Origin of the sequence: Methanocella sp. MCL-LM (assembly GCF_049676595.1) — an archaeon.
Taxonomy (GTDB): domain Archaea; phylum Halobacteriota; class Methanocellia; order Methanocellales; family Methanocellaceae; genus Methanocella_A.
Genome location: NZ_CP187259.1, coordinates 3,064,267 through 3,083,369 on the forward strand (window position 1 = coordinate 3,064,267; position 19,103 = coordinate 3,083,369).

The 19,103-nt window shown below is 56.0% G+C and carries 17 protein-coding genes; 13 read left to right on the forward strand and 4 right to left on the reverse strand.

The annotated features are described in order from the left end of the window. The first annotated feature begins 54 nt into the window (after positions 1-54). From ACPLPM_RS15625 to corA, 7 genes are all read left to right on the forward strand, one after another. Entirely contained in the window at positions 55-1,377 is a 1,323-nt protein-coding gene (locus tag ACPLPM_RS15625; protein WP_424357699.1) for an ABC transporter permease subunit, read from the forward strand. A gap of 8 nt (positions 1,378-1,385) precedes the next feature. Beyond that, positions 1,386-2,111 (forward strand): amino acid ABC transporter ATP-binding protein, encoded by a 726-nt coding sequence (locus ACPLPM_RS15630; protein WP_424359999.1) that lies wholly within the window; start codon positions 1,386-1,388, stop codon positions 2,109-2,111. A 301-nt stretch (positions 2,112-2,412) separates the two neighbouring features. Further along, positions 2,413-3,132, forward strand: coding sequence for a helix-turn-helix domain-containing protein (locus ACPLPM_RS15635; RefSeq protein ID WP_012036856.1), 720 nt, complete (start codon positions 2,413-2,415; stop codon positions 3,130-3,132). Then, positions 3,129-4,172, forward strand: coding sequence for a hydroxymethylglutaryl-CoA synthase (locus tag ACPLPM_RS15640; protein WP_424357700.1), 1,044 nt, complete (start codon positions 3,129-3,131; stop codon positions 4,170-4,172). Before ACPLPM_RS15635 ends, ACPLPM_RS15640 begins: the two co-directional genes overlap by 4 nt. A gap of 11 nt (positions 4,173-4,183) precedes the next feature. Next, positions 4,184-5,365, forward strand: coding sequence for a thiolase domain-containing protein (locus ACPLPM_RS15645; RefSeq protein ID WP_424357701.1), 1,182 nt, complete (start codon positions 4,184-4,186; stop codon positions 5,363-5,365). Between the two features lies 1 nt (position 5,366). Further along, entirely contained in the window at positions 5,367-5,756 is a 390-nt protein-coding gene (locus ACPLPM_RS15650; RefSeq protein ID WP_424357702.1) for a Zn-ribbon domain-containing OB-fold protein, read from the forward strand. 408 nt (positions 5,757-6,164) lie between these two features. Continuing rightward, a complete protein-coding gene (gene corA / locus ACPLPM_RS15655) occupies positions 6,165-7,115 on the forward strand; it encodes a magnesium/cobalt transporter CorA (protein ID WP_424357703.1) in 951 nt (316 codons plus the stop codon). A gap of 44 nt (positions 7,116-7,159) precedes the next feature. Here corA and ACPLPM_RS15660 read toward each other — a convergent pair whose 3' ends face one another. Continuing rightward, a complete protein-coding gene (locus ACPLPM_RS15660) occupies positions 7,160-8,563 on the reverse strand; it encodes an amino acid permease (protein ID WP_424357704.1) in 1,404 nt (467 codons plus the stop codon). Positions 8,564-8,602: 39 nt separating this feature from the next. Here ACPLPM_RS15660 and ACPLPM_RS15665 point away from each other — a divergent pair, with 39 nt between their 5' ends. Next, the gene (locus ACPLPM_RS15665) at positions 8,603-8,887 is read left to right on the forward strand and encodes a hypothetical protein (protein ID WP_424357705.1); all 285 of its coding nucleotides are present in this window, start codon (positions 8,603-8,605) and stop codon (positions 8,885-8,887) included. 935 nt (positions 8,888-9,822) lie between these two features. On the opposite strand, the gene ACPLPM_RS15670 is transcribed toward ACPLPM_RS15665, so the two are convergent. Continuing rightward, a complete protein-coding gene (locus tag ACPLPM_RS15670) occupies positions 9,823-10,833 on the reverse strand; it encodes a cation diffusion facilitator family transporter (protein ID WP_424357706.1) in 1,011 nt (336 codons plus the stop codon). 229 nt (positions 10,834-11,062) lie between these two features. On the opposite strand from ACPLPM_RS15670, the gene ACPLPM_RS15675 reads away from it, so the two are divergent. From ACPLPM_RS15675 to ACPLPM_RS15685, 3 genes are read left to right on the forward strand one after another with little or no spacing between them, the layout of a single operon-like run. Next, positions 11,063-11,413, forward strand: a complete 351-nt coding sequence (locus ACPLPM_RS15675) for an STAS domain-containing protein (RefSeq protein ID WP_424357707.1) — start codon at positions 11,063-11,065, stop codon at positions 11,411-11,413. 20 nt (positions 11,414-11,433) lie between these two features. Further along, a complete protein-coding gene (locus ACPLPM_RS15680) occupies positions 11,434-12,795 on the forward strand; it encodes a PP2C family protein-serine/threonine phosphatase (protein WP_424357708.1) in 1,362 nt (453 codons plus the stop codon). Next, on the forward strand, positions 12,796-13,227 hold the full coding sequence (locus ACPLPM_RS15685; RefSeq protein ID WP_424357709.1) for an ATP-binding protein: 432 nt from the start codon (positions 12,796-12,798) through the stop codon (positions 13,225-13,227). A gap of 26 nt (positions 13,228-13,253) precedes the next feature. Here the strand turns inward: ACPLPM_RS15685 and ACPLPM_RS15690 are convergent, their stop codons facing one another. Continuing rightward, entirely contained in the window at positions 13,254-13,886 is a 633-nt protein-coding gene (locus ACPLPM_RS15690) for a DUF998 domain-containing protein (RefSeq protein ID WP_424357710.1), read from the reverse strand. Between the two features lie 219 nt (positions 13,887-14,105). Between ACPLPM_RS15690 and ACPLPM_RS15695 the strand changes: the two genes are divergently transcribed. Further along, positions 14,106-15,977: a histidine kinase dimerization/phosphoacceptor domain -containing protein gene (locus ACPLPM_RS15695; protein ID WP_424357711.1), complete on the forward strand. Its 1,872-nt coding sequence runs from the start codon at positions 14,106-14,108 to the stop codon at positions 15,975-15,977. Between the two features lie 36 nt (positions 15,978-16,013). Here the strand turns inward: ACPLPM_RS15695 and ACPLPM_RS15700 are convergent, their stop codons facing one another. Continuing rightward, a complete protein-coding gene (locus ACPLPM_RS15700; RefSeq protein ID WP_424357712.1) occupies positions 16,014-16,235 on the reverse strand; it encodes a hypothetical protein in 222 nt (73 codons plus the stop codon). A 232-nt stretch (positions 16,236-16,467) separates the two neighbouring features. Between ACPLPM_RS15700 and ACPLPM_RS15705 the strand changes: the two genes are divergently transcribed. Then, the gene (locus ACPLPM_RS15705; RefSeq protein WP_424357713.1) at positions 16,468-19,089 is read left to right on the forward strand and encodes a tandem-95 repeat protein; all 2,622 of its coding nucleotides are present in this window, start codon (positions 16,468-16,470) and stop codon (positions 19,087-19,089) included. Positions 19,090-19,103 lie beyond the last annotated feature (14 nt).

Here is a 19,103-nt window from a genome sequence, read left to right on the forward strand (position 1 = left end):
AATCCGGGATATTGCCGGTCCTGGTATATGTAAAAAATGGTGCGGTGATAAACGGTGAATAAAGGGTATAGATCGTTGTGGTTTATCGGGATAATAACTCTGCTTGCATGTCTGGCTTTTGTAGCTCCTGCGTCGGCGCAGAATACGAACGCCATCATCGTCGTCAATAATGATCTCTTTTCACCCGTTCAGGGAGCCTCTGTTTACATTGATGAAGACTATATGGGCCTGACTAATTACGACGGCTCGATCAGAGTAAGCAACTTTACCCCTGGAATGCATAAGATCACCGCTAAAATGGAAGGCCACCAGGACAGGGTCAGAGAGTATAATCTCCAGTCCGGCGCTACCGTCCAGCTGCAAATGAAAAGGCTGACGACAAGCATTTCCCCGGATATCGTGACTATTATTGTCCGGGAAGACAGCGCGTCCAAGAGCATTGTGGCCGGAGCATCCATCTATGTGGATAACCAGCTTGTAGGAACTACCGATACAAGGGACGGTAAGCTTCAGGTGGAGCTCACGGAGGGCATCCACGAGATAAGCGTCCATAAAAGTGGCATGACTGTTAATACCTCGTCCCTGGACGTCAAGCCGGGCCAGACATACATGATCGCGCTGACACCCGGTAAGACCTTCTCTATCTTCGACGGTGAATTATTCATCTACTCGTTGCAGAAGGAAATCACAAAGGGCCTGGTCACAACCCTGGAACTGTCGATAGTTGCCATGGCCATAGGCTTAATCATCGGCCTCGTCATGGGTCTCGGAAGAACTTCGAGTAATATCCTGTTCAGAGGGCTTGCTTCGATCTACGTTGAAGGCATCAGGGGGTTACCCCTGCTGCTCCAGCTGCTGTTCGTCAACTTCGGCCTGCCGTTCCTGGTCCAGGACCTGACAGGCGGGACCTTTAACATCGACGGGTTCACGGCCTGTATCATTGCGCTCTCCATGAACAGCGGCGCCTACATGGCCGAAATTTTCAAAGCAGGCATCGAAGCCATACACAAAGGCCAGATGGAAGCGGCCAGATCGCTGGGCATGTCCCATTATCAGGCAATGTTCTTCATCATCCTGCCCCAGGCGTTCAAGATTGTTCTGCCTGCGCTGGGCAACGAGTTCATCGCCCTCATCAAGGACTCATCGATCGGGCTGGTCATCTCGGTTTCGGAAGTCCTGTGGTGGTCCAAGACAGTCGGCGCAGAGCACTATAACACCTTTACCCCGCTGCTCGCAGCCGGACTAGTATACCTGTGCATTACGATACCGCTGGGCAGGATAGTCCAGTACATGGAGAAGAAGTACAACGTCAACGCCAGAAAAGGCAACATGCCGGGCAAGAAAAAGAAAGCACCCGCAAAGGAGGCAACCGTATGAGCCAGTACATGGTAGAGCTGCAGGATCTCCACAAGCAGTTCGGCGATCTTCAGGTCCTGAAAGGGATCAACATGCAGGTGAAGAAAGGCGAAGTGGTCGTCATCCTGGGCCCCAGCGGCTCGGGCAAGAGCACCATCCTGCGCTGCATCAACCGGCTCGAAGAGCCCACCTCGGGCAAGATCTTCGTGGAAGGTATAGAGGTCACTGATAAGAAGACAGACCTCAACAAGATCAGGCAGCGGGTGGGCATGGTCTTCCAGCAGTTCAACCTCTTCCCGCATATGACCGCCCTGCAGAACGTCACTCTCGCCCCCACCAGGGTGCAGAAGAAGCCGAAGGCAGAGGCGGAGGCACTGGGCAAAGAGCTCCTGAAGAAGGTAGGGCTGGAGCAAAAGATGAACAACTTCCCGATGCAGCTGTCGGGCGGCCAGCAGCAGCGCGTAGCCATCGCCCGCGCTCTCGCCATGAAGCCGGACGTGATGCTGTTCGACGAAGTCACCTCGGCCCTCGATCCCGAATTAGTGAAAGAAGTGCTGGATGTCATGCGGAACCTCGCCATGGACGGCATGACCATGATGGTCGTCACCCACGAGATGAACTTCGCCCGGGAAGTCGGGGACCGCGTCGTCTTAATGGACGGCGGCGTCATCGTCGAGGAAAACACCCCCGACCAGTTCTTCACCAACCCCAGGCACGAGAGGACTATGAAGTTCCTGAACATGATCAAGAACTGAGGCCGCCTGCGGGCGGCCATAAAAGTTCATGGCCTCATTTTCCTCTTTTTCAGCATTATACTGATCGGGATAGCAGCTCCTATCCCACATACGGTTTCCCACTTTCTCCAGGCTGTCGAAATCCGCTTCGTCACCATCCGGCCTCTAAAAAATCCGAACCGGCCATCCGGCGCCTGTCGATTGAAAAGGGCGACGCTATACGATTTTTATTCTGGATAATTATAATGCGGAAAAAACACGTCAATTGTCGAAGTGACATACTACAAGGCTTATATACTAAGAGTTCTTTTATTAGCGACAGATGCAGAACGATATTGTCAACCTGAGGGCCAAGCTCGCCGAGAAGATGGCGGGCGAAATCACGCTTTCGGAAAACCCCGGCGAGACGATCAAGAAGTGGAGGAAAAACTTCGGTATCTCCCAGATCGACCTTGCCAGCAGCATCGGGGTGTCGCCGTCTGTTATCAGCGACTACGAGAGCGGGAGGAGAAAATCCCCGGGCACGACAATCATCAGCAAGATCGTTGAGGCTATGTTAGACCTGGATGAAAAGGCCGGGTCGCACAAGATACGCGCCTACGAGACCATGTTCTTAGACCGGTACGATTCCGACGTGATTCTGGACATCCACGAATACCGGTCGCCGGTGCCGCTGAGCAAGTTTGCCCGAGCCATAGGCGCCGAAAAGGTTTCCGGCAACTTCGACAGGGCGATCAACGGCTACACCATCGTCGACAGTCTCAACGCAATTTTCCAGTTCTCGGCAAACGAGTTCTACCGGCTCTACGGCTGGAGCACCGAGCGCGCCCTGATCTTCTGCAACGTTTCTACGGGAAGATCGCCTATGGTCGCGCTGCGCGTCTCAACCCTCAAGCCGGCTGCCGTAGTTCTGCACGGGCTGGAGTCGGACAGGATTGACCCCGTGGCGCGCAAGATCGCCTCGGTCGAGTCGTTCCCGCTGATGACCTCGATGACAGAGATCGAAGAGATGATAAAGACGCTAAAGGGTTTGAAAGAATGAAGCTCGGAATTAGTGCATATGGAGCGTACGTCCCCCAGTACCGCATCAAGGTAGAGGAGATCGCCAAAGTGTGGGGCGACGACGCAGACGACTACAGGAACGGCTTAATGGTTTCTGAAAAGTCGGTACCGGACGTCGACGAGGACACGGCAACCATCGCCGTGGAAGCAGCGAGGAACGCCATCGCGAGAGGCGCAGACCCGAAGAAGATCGGCGCCATCTACGTAGGATCGGAGAGCCACCCGTACGCAGTCAAGCCCACGGCAACCATCGTCGCCGCAGCCATCGGCGCAGGCCCCAAGATGACGGCCTCCGACTTTGAGTTCGCCTGCAAGGCAGGCACCGCAGCCATTCAGACCTCCATGGGTGTAGTGGCATCCGGCCTGGCCGAGACCGCACTCGCGATCGGCTCCGACACGTCCCAGGGTGCCCCCGGCGACGCGCTGGAGTACACCGCAGCAGCAGGCGGCGCAGCGTTCGTCATCGGCAAGACCGATCTCATCGCAGTCATCAACCACACCTGCTCGTTCACCACCGACACCCCGGACTTCTGGAGAAGAGAAGGAGCGGACTACCCGAGGCACGGCGGCAGGTTCACCGGAGACCCGGGCTATTTCAAGCACGTCCTCTCCGCTTCGAAGATGATGCTGGAGTGCCAGGGCACCAAGCCATCTGACTATAATTACGCAGTGTTCCACCAGCCGAACGGCAAGTTCCCCAGCAGGGCTGCCCAGATGCTCGGCTTCACCAAGGAACAGCTCAAGCCCGGCCTCACCTGCCCCAAGATGGGCAACACCTACTCCGGCGCCAGCATGGTAGGCTTATCTGCAGTACTGGACATCGCGAAGCCCGGCGAGAGGATCTTCGTTACCTCGTTCGGCTCGGGCGCAGGCAGCGACTCCTTCGACATCACCGTAACTGACAGAATCACTGAGGTACAGGACCTGGCCCCCAAGACCTGGGACTACATCAACAAGGCGAAATACCTGGACTACGCGTCCTACGCCAGGCACAAGGGCAAGATCAATACTGACAACTAAGGGGTGACAAAATGAGAGACGTAGCAATCATAGGTGTAGGATGCACCAAGTTCGGCGAAATGTGGGACCGCTCTTTCAGAGACATCTTCGTAGAGGCGGGCGCAAAGGCCATTGAGGACGCCAACCTCTCCGGCGAAGAGATCGAGGCCATGTACGTAGGCAACATGAGCGGCGGCCAGTTCGTCCAGCAGGAGCACATCGGCTCCCTCATCGCGGACTACGCAGGCCTGGCCAGGGACTTCAACATCCCGGCGACCCGTGTAGAAGCAGCATGCGCCTCGGGCGGCTTAGCCCTGAGGAACGCAGTCATTTCCGTCGCATCGGGCTACCACGACGTAGTCGTCGCAGCCGGCGTCGAGAAGATGACCGACGTAGAGACTGGCGTCACAGTGGACGCGCTGGCATCTGCGGCAGACAGGGAGTGGGAAGGCTTCATGGGCGCCACGTTCCCCGCACTGTACGCGATGGTAGCCAGGCTCCACATGCACAAGTACGGCACCACCAGGAAGCAGCTCGCAGAAGTGGCGGTCAAGAACCACAGGAACGCCGTCCACAACCCCCGGGCTCAGTTCAGGAACGAGATCACCGTCGATACCGTCCTCAACGCCTCCATGGTCGCGGACCCGTTCACCCTGTTCGACTGCTCCCCGATCACCGACGGTGCGGCAGCAGTCATCGTAGCACCGGTCGAGATCGCCAGGAAATACACCGACTGCCCGATCTACGTACTGGGCGCCGGCCAGGCGACCGACACTATCTCCCTGCACAACAGGAAGGACTTCTGCACCTTCGGCGCATCCGTAGCCGCAGGTAAGAGGGCCTACGAGCAGGCAGGCGTCGGCCCGCAGGACATCGACCTCGTCGAAGTGCACGACTGCTTCACCATCGCTGAGCTGCTCGCCATCGAGGACCTCGGCTTCTTCAAGAAGGGAGAAAGCGGCCCGGCCACCGAGCGCGGCGAAACCGCCATCGGCGGCAAGATCGCGGTCAACGCTTCCGGCGGCCTGAAGGCAACCGGTCACCCCGTGGGCGCTACTGGCATCAAGCAGGCAGTAGAGTGCGTTGAGCAACTCAGAGGAGAGGCAGGAAAGAGACAGGTAGCCGGAGCAAAGATCGCCATGACCCACAACGTGGGCGGCACGGGCGGTACGGCAGTCTGCCACATCTTATCGAACGAGAAGAGGAGGAAATAACATGAGCGTCCCAAGATTCTGGAGAGAGATCCCGGCCAGGTATAACCTGATGGGAACCAAGTGCGAGACTTGCGGCACCCACTACTACCCGCCCAGATCCTGGTGCCCGGATTGCAGGAGGCAGGGCAAGATGACCGAGATCCAGTACAAGGGCACTGGCGAAGTCGTCACCTACTCCACCATCTACGCGCCCGGCGAGAGCTGGATCGGCGGCAAGCCATACGTGCTCGCCATCGTGAAGCTCGACGAGGGGCCCCATGTGACCACCCAGGTCATCTGCGATCCTGCTGACATAAAGATCGGCATGAGGGTCAAGAAAGTCTTCCGCCGGATCGGCGAAGACGGCGACAAGGGTATGATCCACTACGGCACGAAGTTCGTGCCCGAGTGAATCTGACCCCTTCTCTTTTTCTTATTTTCCATAGCCCCGAGATCGGCCCGACGTACTCGCCAGCCCCGGATAGTTCGAAGAATCCCATATAACAATTATAACGACTGCCTCAAGACTATCCTAGGGAGTTCTACTATGATACCACTAAAGTCCACAACACTTAACGGCAAGCCTCTGGCGCAGTGCAAGATGAGCAGCAAGCCCAATACTAAATCCTATAACCCTTGCGAGTATTGCTGGTTTAGAAGCTGGTGTCCAGGATCGACTGTATAGGTCGATGCTGTTGCGCTAAGGCATGTATCGGGTCGGCGAACAATGGCGGGCCACCAGATAGGGGCAGGCAACCGTGGGAAACAGCGCAGAATCAACGAAGCGTATTATAACGATGTTAATATAATTATATAGTGCATGAGCTTGCAGGCTTTCGCTTACCGGAAGGGGGAAGTCGAAGTGATCGAGCCGGAGAACTTCGACAGGTTCCAGGGCTATCACAGGTGGATCAGCCTCATCCGCCCGGATAAGCAGGAGCTGAACCTCGTCGTCACGAAATTTTCCCTGCACCCCCTGGTCGTGGAGGATATCACCAACCCTACGGAGATCCCGAAGGTTGACGAGTATGCGGGCTATACGTTCATCGTGACAGATATCCCCGAAATAGAAGAGGGCAGCGTGATCATTCACAAGCTATCCATGGTCCTCGGAAAAGACTTCCTGATCAGCATCTCCGATCACTGGGATACTATCCGGGTAATCGAGACGGCGCTGCTCAATAAGGCAGGGAACATAGGTGATTATGGGCCGGACTTCCTGGCATACTCTCTGCTGGATCACGCCACCGACCACTTCTACCCGGTCCTGGACGATCTGGAGGATACCATCACAGAGCTAGAAGACGATGCGATGGCCCGGCCGGGCAAGGAGCTGTTGCCGCGGATGGCGGACATCAGAAAAAACCTGCTGACCTTAAGGAAGTCCGTGTGGCAGATCAGGAACGTAGTCAACGACCTGAGCCGCGGGGCTTCTCCATTCATCGCTCCTACCACGTTGATCTACATCAGAGATATCGACGATCACATCACCCAGATGATGGACCTCATAGAAACTTACCGGGACATACTGGCTTCATCCAGGGATATCTATATGTCTGCCGTTTCGGTATCGCTCAATCAGGTCATGAAACAGCTGACCATCATCGCGACCATCATGCTCCCGCTCACCTTCATTGTGGGGGTATACGGCATGAACTTCAAGAACATGCCGGAACTTTACTGGGAATACGGGTACTACGGAGTCTGGGCGATCATCATAGCTGTCACTTTAATCATGCTTGCCTATTTCCGGGTGAAGAAGTGGATATAAAGGAGCCCGTTTCGTCGCAAAATCACAATTTTCCGACATTAGTATCAGGAGATCTCCCGCGTTTTCCCGGAAATGGATCGCTTATATCCATATGCTACATAGACCAGAATCCCCAGCATCAGCCAGCCGATGAACCTGAGCCAGGTGACATGTGGCAGCATGATCATGAGAATCAGGCACAGGCATATCGACAGGGGAGCGACGATGAACAGCCCCGGGCACCTGAACGGCCGAGGAGCGTCTGGCAGCCTCAGCCTGAGCACCAGTGCCCCTGCGGAGGACATGATGAACGCGAACAGCGTGCCGATGTTGACCAGCTCGGCCAGAGCGGTGATCGGGGTGAGCCCCGCGATAACAGCGATGATAAAGCCGGCAATGGCCGTCACTACGTAAGGAGTTTTGAAGGTGCGGTGTATGCTGCACAGGCGGGCTGGAAGCATGCCGTCCCGGGACATGGCGAACACAATTCTCGTCAGCCCGTAATAAAGCACCAGCAGCACGGTCGTGATGCCCGCGATCGCTCCCAGGCCGACGAGCGCGCTGCCGGCGGTAAAGCCGATGTACCTGAGAGCGAAGGTCACCGGCTCAGGATTGTTTAGCAGAGTATACGGAACGGTGCCCGTCAGCACTGCGGATACTGCCACGTAGAGTAAGGTGCATATGACGATGGAGCCGATGATTCCGACAGGCATGTCACGCTTAGGGTTCTTGCACTCCTCGGTTGCCGTGGAGACCGCATCGAAGCCGATGAACGCCGTGAATACGATTGCTGCGCCCGTTAGTATGCCTGTCACCCCGTAGGGGAGGAATGGCTGCCAGTTGAGATAGTTAATTTTCGGAGCGGCCAGCGCCAGAAACACCAGTATGGCGCCTATCTTGACGACGACCATCAGGTTATTGAGCCGGGAGCTCTCCCTGACCCCTGCTATAAGTACCCCGCAGATGAACAGGGCGATGAGGATGGCCGGCACGTTGATCAGCCCCCCGTCGGCTGGAGGTGCGGTATATGCATGCGGCAGCAGAACACCTCCGGCGCCGAAGATGCCGGTCATATACGCAGACCACCCAACGGAAACCATGCAGGCTGCGATCAGGTACTCCAGCAGCAACGTCCAGCCTACCAGCCATGCCACTATCTCCCCCAGTGAAACGTAAGCGAAGGTGTAGGCGCTGCCTGTAAAAGGGATCATCGAAGCAAGCTCGGCGTAGGCCAGGGCAGTGAGGATACAGGCGATGCCTGCAATGACAAAAGATACGATAATTCCAGGACCTGTATACGTTGCAGCGGCTACCCCCGTGAGCACGAAGATGCCGGTGCCCACGATGCAGCCGATGCCCAGCAGGACCAGATCAAGAGCCCCCAGCTCCCTCCGCAGGCACCTTTCTCCACTGCAGTTTCTCAGCTCTGCAAGGCTCCTGGTCCTGAACAGCCGGGAAAAACGGGACATCACTGACAATTATATAATATGTAGAGATATACTTGTGCCATGTCAGCCCATGCTGGCAGCATGCGAAGAAACCTGGCAGAAAATCTATCTTACCGTACCTCGAATATACAGCACATGAACAACGCCGGAGGCATTGAAGAAGTCCTGGTGCCCTGCCCCAAGTGCGGCAAGATCCACAAGGTATCCGCGCTGGACGCGAAAGAACATGAGCACGTCACCATGCCGTGCGGAGCCGTCATCGGCAGCATCGGCGTCCTGCGGCGCATCTCGGATGCCGAGGAACGCGCAAAAAGCCTGCAGAGTAAACTCCATAAGCTCGGCTGAGTGGCTCCTGGTTCCGACTACTGGAAATCAATTGTTTGAACCACGGCGGCACGGCGACACCAAGACAAGGCGATCCACGACAACCAGATGGTAAATAAAACCACGGCGGCACGGCGACACAAAGACAAGGCGATCCACGACAACCAGATGGTAAATAAAACCACGGCGGCACGGCGACACAAAGACAAGGCGATCCACGACAACCAGATGGTAAATAAAACCACGGCGGCACGGCGACACAAAGACAGGGGTGAACTGGTATAAGTGAACTCCTTTTATGTCCACGGCGACACCAAGACAGAGCATTAACCATAAGCTTACTATCTAATCGTTTCAGCCTGACTTTTTATCAATAGCCTGAAGGTAGTGAAACATATTTGTCTCCGTGCCGTCAGCCCGCCGTGCCGCCGTGGATCAAAAAAGAATGCCTTGTTATTCGGGTACAGGTTGTCTCTGTGCCGCCGTGCCGCCGTGGTTCAAATAACTACCCTGCCATCGTTTCTCGCATTGTCTCTGTGTCGCCGTGCCGCCGTGGTTAGAACATCTGCCCTCCAGTTGTCAGAATAAGGAGCCGTGCCGCCGTGGTTCAAATAACCATCCCGCCATCGTTTCTCGCATTGTCTCTGTGTCGCCGTGCCGCCGTGGTTAGAACATCTGCCCTCCAGTTGTCAGAATAAGGAGCCGTGCCGCCGTGGTTCAAATAACCATCCCGCCATCGTTTCTCGCATTGTCTCTGTGTCGCCGTGCCGCCGTGGTTAGAACATCTGCCCTCCAGTTGTCAGAATAAGGAGCCGTGCCGCCGTGGTTCAAATAACCATCCCGCCATCGTTTCTCGCATTGTCTCTGTGTCGCCGTGCCGCCGTGGTTAGAACATCTGCCCTCCAGTTGTCAGAATAAGGAGCCGTGCCGCCGTGGTTTAAACGACCGTTGTATAGTTAGGGGGAGGCTCGGGGTATGATGGTGATCCGGCTGTTGGTAATCTTCCCCTCGAGGCCGCGCTGCATTTTGTCGACGACGGCCTGTATGTCGCCGAGGCTGCGGCTGCTGTCGAATTCGAGCTCTATTTCTACGAACAGGGTGCCCCCGGACTTGCGGGAGCGGATGCCGAGCACCTGGGTGTACTCGTCGAAGAACTCGGCCAGCGATCCCATGATGATGAGCTGGATGGACTCGTCCGCGCTGCGGTCGAGTAGATCGCCCATAGACGAGGACATGATTATGTAAGCGTTCAGCAGGATGAAGCCGGAGAGCAGAATGGAGACTACCGGGTCGATGTAGCCTGCCCAAGCGTAGCCGGAGAGGAGTACGCTTAGGGAGACGGCCAGGAAAGAGCCGGCGTTTACGATGATCGAGGCGTTGGTGGCCTTGTACTGGGAGATCAGCACCGGGGACCTCTCGTCTGCGGACATGACCTTTCTGAGCCGGAGCCACCGGTAGATGTTGCCACAGGTGAAGAAGAACGAGAAGCCGATGGCGATGGCTGCGCCGTGGCCGCCCATGTAGACAGGCAGGTATAGCCGGCTGATGGAGGTGTAGACGATGATGGCGAAGGAGATAAGGAGAGCAGAGCCTTTGATGATGCTGGACAGGCTCTCCATTTTGCCCAGGCCGTAGTTGTACGAGTCATTCTCCCGCCGGCCGGAGAGCCTGAGTGAGATCCAGGTTATGAACGCGGTGATGATGCTGATGATCGATTTCGCAGCGGTGGCGTACATGGCCATGGAATTCGAGAGGACGGCTACGGCTATGCGTATGGCCACGACGAAGACGTCGATGACGAAGAAGCGGAAGAACATGCGCTCCCGGTCTTTCGGGGACTGGATAACCCGGGCCGGAGCCTCGCCCGAGAGCTCGTCGAGGGTCCGGGTGCTGCCGGATCTCAGCCAGCCAAAAAGTGGCTTACGAAGAGGTTTCGGCCTCTGCCTACTATCACCCTGTCCGACCATCCTCACCACAGCCCTGTCCGCAGCTTACATAACAGCGGCAAGTAGAGTTAAGTGATATAGGTATTATAGGTTTATGGCCGCAGTTCAGGCGCCTGGCGGAAAAACGTTAACCTGACAGGATATCTGTCACTTGCACTACTGGTACAAAAAAGTTTTATTCCATCGTACCATAACCACCTATCTACGAATTATTTTAGATGGCAGGCATCGGGGTAGCCGGGTGGAGCACATGATCAAGATTTCCGAGAAGAATTCGGGCAGCGTTACGATTATCGGCATCAGCGGCAAGATCGACTCCTCGTCGTCGCCGGACGTGGAAAAGAAGATCAACGAGCTGATCGACCGGGGCAACAAGTACTTCGTGATCAACTTTGCCGGCGCTGAATATATCAGCAGCTCCGGCCTCCGGGTGATGCTGTCCTCGCTCAAAAAGCTCCGGAAAGTCCAGGGCGATCTGAAGCTGGCATGTTTGAAGCCCCTGGTGAAAGACGTCTTTAGCACGGCGGGTTTCACCCAGATCTTCGAGCTCTACGACCGGGAAGAAGACGCGCTGTCCAGATTTAGTATACCGGGCACGTAAAACTATCGCGAAGCGAAAACATGGAGTACTCTACCCTTGATCTGCTGCTGACGCTGCTTGAAAAATCGTGCGTAGTAGCCGTCTTTGCCTTTCTGGTAGTACGCTCTGCCTCTTTCCAGCAGATCCTGGAGGGAAAGTTCACCTGGAAAAACCAGGCGGTACTGATACTTGCCTTCGGCCTCATCTCGGTCTACGGGACCGTCGACGGCATCCCTGTCGGAGACGGCGCGGTGGCCAACATCCGGGACATGGGACCGATGATCGGAGGGCTGATCGGCGGCCCGTTAGTAGGCCTGGGAGCGGGGCTGATAGGGGGCATGCACAGATACACGGTAGGCGGATTCACTGCCGTTACCTGCTCTGCATCGGCAGTCCTGTCCGGGCTGCTGGGCGGGGCAGTTTACCTGCTTTATCGCAAAAAGTTCATAGGCATCCCCGGGATGGTGGCCCTGTGTATCGTCGCAGTAAGCATCGACATAGGGCTTGCGCTGGCCTTTGTCAGGCCGTTCGAGGAGATCTACGCGGTCGTCAGCCTGATCTCGCTGCCCATGATAGCCGCCAACGCTGTCGGAGCAGGCGTCTTCGCGTTCATCGTCAGCAGCGTGCTGCGGGAAAAGGAGGTGACCCGGGAACGGGATGACTACCGGGGGGAGCTGGAGCGAAAGAAGACCGAGCTGAACATCGCCCGGGACATCCAGACGAGCTTTTTACCTGAACAGGTGCCCAGGATAGCGGGCTTCGAGATCGCCGCCTCCTGTGCCCCGGCAAACGAGATTGGCGGAGACTTCTACGACTTTATAAATATAGATGACAGCCGGACAGGCCTTGCCATCGCAGACGTGTCGGGCAAGAGCGTCTCTGCCGCACTCTTCATGGCCCTGTCCAGGTCCGTCCTCAGGTCGAACACCCTTTGGGGGGCGGATGTAAAAAGCGTCATCGGGAAGACTAATAGCCAGATCGCCGAGGACTCGAAGTCAGGTATGTTTGTCACCCTGTTCTACGGCGTGCTGGACGTGAAAGAAAAAACGCTGACCTACGTGAACGCGGGGCATAACCCGCCCATACTGATCGATGGCGAGGCCGGGGAAGTAAGCATGCTAAAGACAGGAGGTATCGCCCTGGGAGCACTCGACGATGCAAGATACGATGAAGCCGTGCTCAAGCTTTCCCCGGGCAGCGTCCTCGTCCTGTACACCGACGGCGTGACCGAGGCTGTCAGGGGCGACGAGCTGTTCGGGGAAGAGCGCCTGATCGAAGCGGTGAAGCGGAGCAAGAGGCTCTCCGCCAAGGAAATTCTGGGGCACATCGAGGGCGAGGTAGCAGGTTTCTCCACGGGTGCGCAGGCTGACGATATGACCCTTGTCGTGCTGAAGGTGTTATAGATGAGCGAAACGTTCGAGCTGGAAATTCCGGGTACGCCGGAGCATCTGCCGCAGGTATTCGACTTTGTGGCCGATGTGCTGGAAAAGATCAGGGTTACCGATCCTCCGGCATATGCGATCACCCTCGCGGTGGACGAAGTGGTCACTAACGTGGTGGCATACGCGTACCGGGAAAGTGAGGGCAGTGTCCGCATAGCTTGCGCCCGGGAAGGGAACATCGTAACTATCGTGGTCACGGACGAAGGCAGGCCGTTCGATCCCACGAAAATGCCTCCCCCGGACACCAGCGCTGATCTTGATCACCGGACCGTGGGCGGGCTGGGCATCTTCCTCGCGAAAAAAGCCATGAACTCCATTACTTATGAGCGGAAGGACGGCCGAAATGTGCTGACCATGGTCAAAGATGTCAGAGCGAGCGGTCGCTCCAAATAGAGCGGAGCATCGCTGCTAGCTCAGAATCAAGTTATCAAGGCCCCAGTGCCTTCTCCAGCTTTTGGTAACCGTGCCATATTGTAGGCCACCAGCCCCATCCACCCCATGGCCCCCATCACCGTAATCCACTCGGTAATGAGGATAGGATAGCCCGCAAGGTACGAGGCCAGGTAGATCAGGCTGAAGATGCCGACCAGGATACCATAGTAGCCGATTGGCCGGAGGAAGTCCCGGCCTTTCCAGAGCGCAAAACCTGTGGCTACGATGGCTAAGGTCAGCGATATGAAAAAGGCCCCCGCGACGATCGTGTGGAGTCTACCGTAGTCTTCGGGAAACACGCCAACGAGGATTAGCGCCAGCCCTGAGAATGCCCCCAGCAGCCGGGCGATGGTCAGCTTCACCCGCCCGTCAGTCCGCCAGCTGCCCAGCCCTGCGAAGAACAGGATGGTCATCGCCCCGGCAATCCAGCAGGCAGCATTGAAAAGGATAGCACCCGACGGATTAAGCTTCGAGCTTCCGAGATCGCTGAGGTAGTTCGTAAACGGGGAAAACGGGCCCGGATAGGCCATGATTGCCAACAGTAGCAGCGTACAGAAGGTCACTATTGCCACCGCTGCGCTGAGGATACTGATCGATCGGAGGTATTTGTTCACATTCATGGCAACCCTGCGTCAACCGATATATCACTTGCAGTCAGCATAATCGTTTCTCCCGCCGACCGGGAAATACCCATAAATGTAGATATTAATAGAATTATAAGTATCGTAGCATTCAATGCCGACTATTTTATCGTTATATTACGAGTAAGTTTTATATAACATGGGGTTGCGGAAACATTTCTATTCAATCGGTTGCTTAATGCCGCAGGATGGGTTCAGATGGTGGACGATGGGGTAGTAGAGGATCGATCCCATAAGATCGGGCTAATGATTATTGCGATGTTCATAGCGAGCATCTTGAGTTTTATCCTGTTGGTGGTACCGGCGAGTGAACAGAGCCTTGTCAACAGCCTGATACAGGTGATATTACCGCTCTTCTGCATGGTTCTGACAATCAAGCTGTACTTCAGCGAGTGCGACCGGAACATAAAGTTCATCAGCATTGTTGTGTCTGCAGTCCTGCTTTTCTGGACTCTGTCCAGCGCATCCTGGTACTTGCTGCCCATGATAGTTCCCCGGGAACTTCGCCTGGGCTGGCTCATCAAAGCCATCGGTGCGACAGGATGGATAGTCAGCTACTGCCTGATAGCTTACGGGCTGCATACCCTGAAAAACTCGAAACAGTGGTACCTAAGCCCGTCTGCGACCAGGCTCATCAACGTGGTCTGGTCGGCGCTGGCACTGGTTTTCGTCGCCTGGGTGCTGATCAGCATCAACTGGCAAAGCCAGCACCTTGAGGACATTTTTAAAATAATGATCTACATCCTGCTGGACATCTATATTTTTTGTACCTTATCCAAGCTGTTCCTGATGAACCTGAAGATCAACCTGAAATACCTGCTCATGGCCCTTTTCATCTTCTGCCTGGTGAACTCGGCAGGGGATATGATATACGAAGTTCACTTCATCTATGAAACCGACATCCTTTCGGATAACCTGTACTACATCACCGGCATCATCTATAACGCTTCAATCCTCGCGCTGACCTCCGCATTGTTCATCTATACGACCAACGACATCCTGAAAAGGGCGCTGGGCGGGCTAAGTAACAAGCTCAAAGATACCACCCTCGCCATGGAAAACATAGTGATGAAATCTCCGGATGCCATCTGTATCTTCGATACCTCGGGCAGGGCCGCCCTGGTCAACGATCACTTTCTCGACCTCTTCGGGATGAAAAGGTCCGAAGTAGCCAGCCGCTTCAACCTCTCGATGATGCAGGAGAAGGTCCCGGGGATATCATCGGACGATCTGGCCATGCTCCGTAAAGGCATGAGCACGACGATACCTCTGGCTGAGCTGCCCGCAGGCGAAAAACCTCCCGCGTACATGGAGGTAAAGCTATACCCGATCATGTCGCCGGACGATCAGATCGTAAGCTTTGCGATCGTCCTCAACGATATCACTGAACGTATCAAGCTGGAGCGCGACCTCAAGGTTTCCCTCGACGAGAAAGAGGTACTGCTGAAAGAAGTCCACCACCGGGTGAAGAACAACCTGCAGATCGTCAACAGCCTGCTGAGCCTGCAGTCTGCTTATATTAACGATCAGAAATCGCTGGACGCTTTTAAGGAAACTCAAAACAGGGTCATGTCTATGGCGCTGATCCACGAGAAACTCTACAGATCAAAAGATCTGGCGAGGATCGATTTTTCTGAGTACATCCAGCTGCTCGCGTCCCAGATAACGGCTACCTACTCGATGAAAGGGAACGTGGCGATGAAGATCAACATAGATAAAATACTGATCGGCATAGACATGGCAGTACCCTGCGGCCTGATGATCAACGAGATGATCTCCAACTCCATGAAACACGCTTTCCCGGGCGGAAGGCCGGGAGAGATCGTGATCGAGATGCACGAAGTGCCCGGCAGCGTGGAAAAACACTACTTCCTCAAGGTGAGGGATAACGGAATAGGGCTCCCCGCAGGCTTTGACATCGAAAAAGCCGGCACCCTGGGCATGATTTTGATCACCAGCCTCGCCAGCCAGCTGAACGGCAGCCTGGAGATCAAATCTTCCGGTGGTACCGAATATAACGTCCTGATAAGAGAAAATAATAGCCAGCCTCCGGCCGGCAAAAGCCTTTAAAGCCGGGCAGAAGAGGCTTGCAGATCCTGAGTCGCCTCAAGCCCGGAGCACGTATTTTTTCACGATCTCTACAACGGCGTAGATTGCCAGCAGGATGGGGGGCACAAAGGTGATCAGCAGGATTAGCGTCTGAGGCCAGCCTTCCAGCCACGGAAGCATTTCTTTATACTGGCAGATGAGCACGACGCCGCATACCACCCAGGCGATGAAGAGGAACGGAGTCAGGAAAGCGTTCAGGCTCTTTAATAAGGAACTCATGTTATCCAGTATTTTACATAGTCTTCGGATATATAGCTCCTCGCTACTATGGATCGACTACCAATTTCCAGATTACTTTCAGTTAACTGATTGTGACAATAATATTATATACTGTAAATAGTTTGCATATATAACAAGGGAATAATATGCAACCTGTTGTGGGGTCACTATGAAAGACATTCGTCGCTTAAACTGTGATCGGCTTCTCAGATGGCCGAACGTACAGACCAGGATGGTAAAAATTTTCGCAGTCACCATCGTTCTCCTGGGACTGCTCATCAGCAGCGCAGGCGGCTCTGCAGGAGCAGTGGTTGCCATCCCTCTACCGGTGGCAGATGATTTTTACACCACGGCCGAAGACACGGCCCTGACGATACCTGCACCGGGCATCCTGGCCAACGATACGAACGCAGCCACCGTCACCCCCGTGGTAGTCACCGGCCCGATAAATGGCGCCCTCACAGTCCACCTGAATGGATCGTTCAGGTACATGCCAAAAGCTGACTACTACGGCACCGACACGTTCACCTACAAAACTACCGATGGTGTCACAGAGTCCGGGATAGCCACCGTCACCCTGACGATCGAAGGGGTGAACGACGTTCCGGTAGCGGCGGACGATGACTACTCCCTGGCCGAAGATACTCCGCTAAATGTAGCAGATACCAGCGCCGGCTTGCTCTGGAACGACGGAGACGTGGACGGAGACCCGTTATCGGCAATTGCGGCCACGTATCCGGCTCACGGCACGCTTACCCTCGATCCCGATGGGACCTTCACCTACACCCCGGACGCAAATTACCACGGCACCGACTCGTTCACCTACAAGGCGAACGACGGCACAGCGGACTCCGGTATTGCGACGGCATTCCTCACTATAACCCCAGTAGCGGACGCACCTGTGGCCTCACATGACTCCTACAGCACTGATGAAGACACGGTTCTTGCAGCCCCGGCCCCGGGCATCCTGGCCAACGATTACGATGCTGACGGAGACGCCATCACTCTTGCGGGGCATACCGAACCTGCGCACGGTATACTGGAGCTTCGAGCAAACGGGAGCTTTGGATACACCCCTGAGGCCAACTTCTGCGGCACGGACGAATTCGGGTACTGGATAAGCGCGGGATCGATGACTGCCGAGCCCGTGAAAGTCACGATCACCGTACGGCCGCAGAACGACGCGCCGGTCGCCGGCAACGATGCCTACGCAACTGTCGAGGACACCCCTCTGAGCGTGACTCCTGCCAGCGCAGGAGTGCTCGGCAACGACGTAGATCTTGATAGCGGCAGCCTGGCGGCCATTGTCGTCACAAGCCCGACACACGGCACGCTCGCCCTTAACCCCGACGGGACCTTCACCTACAATCCTGGCCTGAACTACCACGGCACCGACTCGTTCACCTACAAGGCGACCGACGGCTCCTCAGATTCCGGCACCGCGATCGTCACCCTGACGATCAGCCCGGCCAACGACGCTCCGGCGGCCGCAGACGATGCCTACCGGGTGGATCGAAACGCAGTGCTCTGGGCGGCTCCGGGAGTGCTGGGAAACGATGTCGACGTAGATGGTGACACGGTTACAGCGGCGCTCCTCTCAGGCACCCTCCACGGTACCCTCGACTTTTATCCTAACGGTACTTTCCGCTATACGCCTGACGAAGGGTACCTGGGCACCGACTCGTTCACCTACAAGGCGAACGACGGGGCCCTGGACTCCGCTGCGGCTACGGTATCCCTGATTGTAAACATGGCCCCGGTAGCCAGCGATAATACCTACAATATAAACGAGGACGGCACTCTGACCATTGCCGCCTCGGGAGTGCTGGAGAACGATCATGACCCCGACGGAAGTACCCTGACGGCAGTGCTTGCCGAAGGGCCGGATCACGGCACTGTGACGCTGCATACCGATGGAAGCTTCGTGTACGCCCCGTGGGGCAACTATCACGGCCAGGACTGGTTCACCTACAGGGCATACGATGGCCTCGAGTACTCGGAGCCGAGGACAGTCACGATTACCGTAAACAGTATTAACGACATTCCCTACGCAGGCGACGACGCTTACTGGGTAGACGAAGACGGCTCGCTGAACATCCAGGCTTCTGGCGTGCTCGGGAACGACGCAGACTACGACGGGGATTCCATCTCGGCCTACCTGGCGTCCGGCACCAGCCATGGCTCTCTGACGCTGTACGGTAACGGGTCCTTCAGCTACAAGCCATCGTCCAACTACAACGGCCAGGACTCGTTCACCTACCGGGCAGGCGACGGCAGCGCAAACTCCACCACTGCCACGGTACGCATCTACGTCAACTCGGTGAACGATCCGGTATCGGTGAGCAGCATCTCCCATCCGGCCTTCCCCCTGGAGGTTGGCGCGCCAGTCAAGATCAGCCTGACGTTTAAAGACATCGATCAAGGAGGCCCCCGCACTGCCAGAATCTTCTGGGGCGACGGCGAGATGGACTGGGCCAGGGTTTCCGAAGATTCAGGCTCCGGCACCATCACCGGGGAATACGCGTATAAAAAGCCCGGTAATTACCAGATCACTGTGATGGTTGCCGATGGCAGCGACGGCCTGGTAACGGTCGACACCGGCACCTTCGACGTCGTAGCAAAGAAGCCAAACTCTGTCGGCGACAACAATTCGACGGCCGGCACTGCAACTCCCGTGGCCAGCCCGACGGCAACAGTAAGCCAGGCTCCTTCAGAGCAGGCTACACCCCAGTCGACGACTGAGAACACCTCGCCTGCCGGCGGATGGCAGTCGGGGATCCTGTACCTCGGGATCATCGGCATAGCGATCGTCGCAGTGGCCGGGTACCTGCTCCTGTTCAGGCGGAAGGGCTGAAAGGCTGACAACAG

Excerpts from the sequence above, each read along its gene's own strand:
- ACPLPM_RS15630 (WP_424359999.1), top strand. The coding sequence starts at position 1,386 with ATGGTAGAGCTGCAGGATCTCCACAAGCAGTTCGGCGATCTTCAGGTC.
- ACPLPM_RS15635 (WP_012036856.1), top strand. The coding sequence starts at position 2,413 with ATGCAGAACGATATTGTCAACCTGAGGGCCAAGCTCGCCGAGAAGATG.
- ACPLPM_RS15640 (WP_424357700.1), top strand. The coding sequence starts at position 3,129 with ATGAAGCTCGGAATTAGTGCATATGGAGCGTACGTCCCCCAGTACCGC.
- ACPLPM_RS15645 (WP_424357701.1), top strand. The coding sequence starts at position 4,184 with ATGAGAGACGTAGCAATCATAGGTGTAGGATGCACCAAGTTCGGCGAA.
- ACPLPM_RS15650 (WP_424357702.1), top strand. The coding sequence starts at position 5,367 with ATGAGCGTCCCAAGATTCTGGAGAGAGATCCCGGCCAGGTATAACCTG.
- corA (WP_424357703.1), top strand. The coding sequence starts at position 6,165 with ATGAGCTTGCAGGCTTTCGCTTACCGGAAGGGGGAAGTCGAAGTGATC.
- ACPLPM_RS15660 (WP_424357704.1), bottom strand. The coding sequence starts at position 8,563 with ATGTCCCGTTTTTCCCGGCTGTTCAGGACCAGGAGCCTTGCAGAGCTG.
- ACPLPM_RS15665 (WP_424357705.1), top strand. The coding sequence starts at position 8,603 with ATGTCAGCCCATGCTGGCAGCATGCGAAGAAACCTGGCAGAAAATCTA.
- ACPLPM_RS15670 (WP_424357706.1), bottom strand. The coding sequence starts at position 10,833 with ATGGTCGGACAGGGTGATAGTAGGCAGAGGCCGAAACCTCTTCGTAAG.
- ACPLPM_RS15675 (WP_424357707.1), top strand. The coding sequence starts at position 11,063 with ATGATCAAGATTTCCGAGAAGAATTCGGGCAGCGTTACGATTATCGGC.
- ACPLPM_RS15680 (WP_424357708.1), top strand. The coding sequence starts at position 11,434 with ATGGAGTACTCTACCCTTGATCTGCTGCTGACGCTGCTTGAAAAATCG.
- ACPLPM_RS15685 (WP_424357709.1), top strand. The coding sequence starts at position 12,796 with ATGAGCGAAACGTTCGAGCTGGAAATTCCGGGTACGCCGGAGCATCTG.
- ACPLPM_RS15690 (WP_424357710.1), bottom strand. The coding sequence starts at position 13,886 with ATGAATGTGAACAAATACCTCCGATCGATCAGTATCCTCAGCGCAGCG.
- ACPLPM_RS15695 (WP_424357711.1), top strand. The coding sequence starts at position 14,106 with ATGGTGGACGATGGGGTAGTAGAGGATCGATCCCATAAGATCGGGCTA.
- ACPLPM_RS15700 (WP_424357712.1), bottom strand. The coding sequence starts at position 16,235 with ATGAGTTCCTTATTAAAGAGCCTGAACGCTTTCCTGACTCCGTTCCTC.
- ACPLPM_RS15705 (WP_424357713.1), top strand. The coding sequence starts at position 16,468 with ATGGTAAAAATTTTCGCAGTCACCATCGTTCTCCTGGGACTGCTCATC.